The organism is Methylobacterium nigriterrae (assembly GCF_037106235.1).
In the GTDB taxonomy this organism is placed as follows: domain Bacteria; phylum Pseudomonadota; class Alphaproteobacteria; order Rhizobiales; family Beijerinckiaceae; genus Methylobacterium; species Methylobacterium nigriterrae.
Genome location: NZ_JBAWTG010000255.1, coordinates 1 through 3,715, shown reverse-complemented (window position 1 = coordinate 3,715; position 3,715 = coordinate 1). Strand labels below are relative to the sequence as shown.

The following is a 3,715-nucleotide window of genomic DNA, read 5'->3' as shown; positions in this document are numbered from 1 at the left end:
ATGTTTGCCGTTCGCTGGAACCCAATAACGACAGGCGAAGCCGCTTATGACCAAGTGGGCGTTCTCTACCCGATCGCCCCCATGGATGAGGTCGGGCTGCAGCTCGAGCTGCCGGGTCTCAGCAGAGAACATCTGGGACGCCGCCCTGTTCTCGTCTGGCAGGCGCCCTCCGTGCTCAAGCTTCACAACCCACGGGCTTAGCAGGCGCGTGTCTTAATTCTCGCTAAGAATTTTGCCGTTTGGCGGCTCGACAGGCATGCCTTTCGCTAGCCAAATCAAGTTTAGTAGATGAGAGTTTGGAATCTGCCTCTCGCTGGCGACAAAGCAATCTGAAATATAGAGATATACTTCCTTTAAAAAATTATCGAGCCGCCCTTGATAATGCGCTTCTTCGTATCCACATACGGTAGACAATGAGAGAGCGGCCCCGGGTACTCGCGGATCTGATCCCCTGATATTTGACGGAGACCGTACCGAGACAATCGGGCATCGTCATGAAAACCTGCCTTGCCGTAGCTATTGGAGCCCTCGTCCTGGGATTCAGTACACCTGCCGCGTTTGCGCAGAACTATAGCGGTTCCGCCGATGCCGCAGCTGCCGCGCCACCCGGTAGCCTCGAAGGTCGGCCCGGGCTCCCCAACTCGCTCAGGGAACGTCAGCACGGGATGGCTCCCGTCTATTCTCATGACCTGACTACAGGCTCGACCAGCTTGCCCCGTGAAGGCTCAGGTGAACGCCGCACTGCCCCAAGCCGATGGAGAGGTATTCATCGACCGGCCGACGACAACCCTGTGGTTGGAGGTTGTGTTGTGCCGAATTTCGGCATGGCGATCGAGTGCAAATCGGATTTATAGGCAACTTCCGCCGCGTATTTAAAGTCTATTACAGATATAGCGCACTTGCGACTCGCGAATATGTAATAGAGCAAAGATAATTCGGTGAAGGTAGAGTGGATTCACTGACCTAGTGCTCGGCGAGCAATGCCGCTCTCTGATTAGGAGGGATGAGCTGATGAGCAATGTACTTGATCAAGCCGCGCCCGCCATCCTCGTATTGCTGCAGTAAGGGCTCATACCGGACACCACTTGGTTCGGGTCGAAGCCAGCTGACCTGATCCACGGACCGGAGGCTTGGATCCGCTTCGACGAGGCATTCCGGCATGCCATGAACATCCCGCGCAGGACCTGTCGCAAAGTTTCTGAGGTTCACGGCTCGTTAGGCATACGGCCAGAGTTTGCGCCTCCGATCCCAGAGGCCGCCCATGATCCTCAGCGCCACCGCCGCCAAGCTGAAGCGCCGAGCCAAGGCGGACGCGGCGGGGTCCGTATCCGCCCGCCATCGCCGCATCTCGGAAGACTGGCCTGCTGGTGCGCCGCCCATCCACTACGTGACCAAGCACCTGCAGCAGGGCATCGAGAGCGACTACTTCCGGGTGAAGAAGAACATGCCGCGGGTCGGCGGCTTCCGCTCCTTCGCCACAGCCCGGCGCACCATCCAGGGCTTCGAAGCCATGCTGTGGCTGCGCAAGGGCTTCGGCTTTGCCGGCGCGCGGACCGTCTGCGAGCAGAACCACCTGCTCGCACCCTGCTTCGGACTTCCAGCGGTTAATAAAGTCTGAAGCCAAGGCCAAACCAGCCCCTCTTGCGTCCCGCGCGAGAGTTTGCGACAGCCCCCGTATCGCCGTCTGCAGCCGAGGTCCCTTCTGATCCGAATGAGCGGATGGATCGGCGCACCACCGCGCCGTCCTTCAGAATTGCCCAATCAAAGCGCCCGGGCTCGGTCTGGGAGGGAGCGACCCGCAGGGAATGAGGGTTCGGCGTGAAAGTGATCATTTTGAGGATGGGGTGTCTCGCTTGCATCTGCCATGTGGGGCAGCGGACGGCCGAAGGTTCGCGGATGGTCCGGCTTACGACGCAGCCGAACGGCGTTGAGATTTTGGAATTTGTGAGATTGCTCCGTCGGTGTGCTTCGTGTCCCGGTGCGTCGTTTCACGAAAGGGGTGGCGCTTCCTCTGTTGTCACCCGGAACTCCGTGAGGGTGTTTGCCCCGAAGGTCAGGGTCAGCGGCACGTCGGCCGCATCGCGTCCGTAGGCGATCAGGATCCGGCCGATGCGGGAGCTGTTGTTGCGCGGATCGAAGGTGTGCCAGCGGCCGCCGAGATAAACCTCAATCCAAGCCGCGAAGTCTCCCGGCGCGTGCGGCAGGGGCAGGCCGATGTCACTGACGTAGCCATTGCAGTAGCGGGTCGGGATGTTGAGGCAGCGGCAGAAAGCGACCGCCAGATGCGCGTAGTCGCGGCAGACGCCCTGCTGCTCCTCAAACACGTCGAAGGCGGTGCGGGTCGGGCGCGCGTGCTCGTACCCGAAGGCGATCCGGTCGTGGACATAGTCGCAGATGGCCTGAACCCGGGCCCAGCCGGGGGGCAAGTGCCCGAACAGGTCCCAGGCGATGTTGGAAAGACGGTCGGTCTCGCAGTAGCGGCTGCCAAGGAGGAACAGAATGCAGTCGGAGGGCAGCGTCTCGACGGGGACCTCCCCGGCATCGGGATCCAGCATGTCGCCGCTGCCGTGGTCGCGTACCACTGTGTCAGTCTTCAGGGTGAAGCGGCCAGCGGGGGCGACCATGCGATTGCACCAGTTGCCGAAGCTGTCGCGGTAGCCGTCGAGGGGGACCGATGGGCTGGTGATCAAGTGGTCCGGCCGCTCTAGATCAGAGAAGCGCGAGGCGTGGACGTTGAGTGTCGCGATGACGGGGGTAGGCCGGGGAAAATCGTAGGTCATCTCGCAGCCGACAAGAATGCGCATGAGGTCTCTCCGGAGAATTGGCGCGAGGCTTGTTGCCAAGCATCCGCGAGAATTAAGTCGAGCGCGGGCAGGTGAGCCACATTGGAAACAACGTGTCTCCAGGCGTAGCATGGATGCGCAGTGACCTGTCGAGTTGGTCCCAGAATGATCGGGTGGCGGTCGGGACAATGACCTTAGCACTCTGGCTCCACGAGTGCTAAGGTCATCAAGAAGCGACCATATGGACTGTTTGGTACCCGCCCGTCCTGCCACGGCGGCGTCGCCACAGGCCCATGTTCTCGCGCCGCTGTCTGATCGGAGCCCAACATGAAATTTCGCCCGCTGCACGACCGTGTCGTCGTCCGCCGCATCGAGGGCGAGGAGAAGACCAAGGGCGGCATCATCATCCCCGACACCGCCAAGGAGAAGCCCCAGGAGGGCGAGGTCGTCGCCGTCGGTTCCGGCGCGCGCGACGAGTCCGGCAAGGTGAACCCCCTCGACGTCAAGGCCGGCGACCGGGTCCTGTTCGGCAAGTGGTCGGGCACCGAGGTCAAGATCGACGGTCAGGACCTCCTGATCATGAAGGAATCCGACATCATGGGCGTCGTCGCCTAGCACGCGGTAGCCCTGACACATTCCCGACCCGCCCTTCGAGGCCGCCTATTCTGCGGCGCCTTGGGGCCTCAATCCTGAACACAGAAGGATCTCTGCACATGGCTGCCAAAGACGTTCGTTTCTCGTCCGATGCCCGCGAGAAGATGCTGAAGGGCGTCGACATCCTCGCCGACGCGGTGAAGGTGACGCTCGGTCCGAAGGGCCGCAACGTCGTGATTGAGAAGAGCTTCGGGGCGCCGCGCATCACCAAGGACGGCGTCACCGTCGCCAAGGAGATCGAGCTCGCCGACAAGTTCGAGAACATGGGCGCCCAGATG

Annotated in this window: 4 protein-coding genes and 1 pseudogene; 4 read left to right on the top strand and 1 reads right to left on the bottom strand. The window is 61.5% G+C overall.

The window, feature by feature from the left end; translation table 11 throughout:
• Both WDW90_RS35590 and WDW90_RS35585 read left to right on the top strand, forming a co-directional pair.
• A partial coding sequence (locus WDW90_RS35590) for a hypothetical protein (RefSeq protein ID WP_336492460.1) occupies nt 1-201 on the top strand: 201 nt, incomplete at its 5' end.
• A 1,118-nt stretch (nt 202-1,319) separates the two neighbouring features.
• Nucleotides 1,320-1,618: pseudogene (locus WDW90_RS35585) on the top strand (DDE-type integrase/transposase/recombinase); the annotation flags it as partial.
• Between the two features lie 370 nt (nt 1,619-1,988).
• Here the strand turns inward: WDW90_RS35585 and WDW90_RS35580 are convergent.
• Complete coding sequence (locus tag WDW90_RS35580) at nt 1,989-2,804, bottom strand: transglutaminase-like domain-containing protein (RefSeq protein ID WP_336492458.1); 816 nt, start codon at nt 2,802-2,804, stop codon at nt 1,989-1,991.
• A gap of 306 nt (nt 2,805-3,110) precedes the next feature.
• Here WDW90_RS35580 and groES point away from each other — a divergent pair, with 306 nt between their 5' ends.
• Nucleotides 3,111-3,398, top strand: a complete 288-nt coding sequence (gene groES, locus WDW90_RS35575; RefSeq protein WP_336492457.1) for a co-chaperone GroES — start codon at nt 3,111-3,113, stop codon at nt 3,396-3,398.
• 98 nt (nt 3,399-3,496) lie between these two features.
• The coding region (locus WDW90_RS35570) for a TCP-1/cpn60 chaperonin family protein (protein WP_336492455.1) at nt 3,497-3,715 on the top strand (219 nt) is incomplete at its 3' end.

Bases quoted from the DNA above. Each gene is read 5' to 3' on its own strand.
- WDW90_RS35580 (WP_336492458.1), bottom strand. From the start codon at position 2,804: ATGCGCATTCTTGTCGGCTGCGAGATGACCTACGATTTTCCCCGGCCT.
- groES (WP_336492457.1), top strand. From the start codon at position 3,111: ATGAAATTTCGCCCGCTGCACGACCGTGTCGTCGTCCGCCGCATCGAG.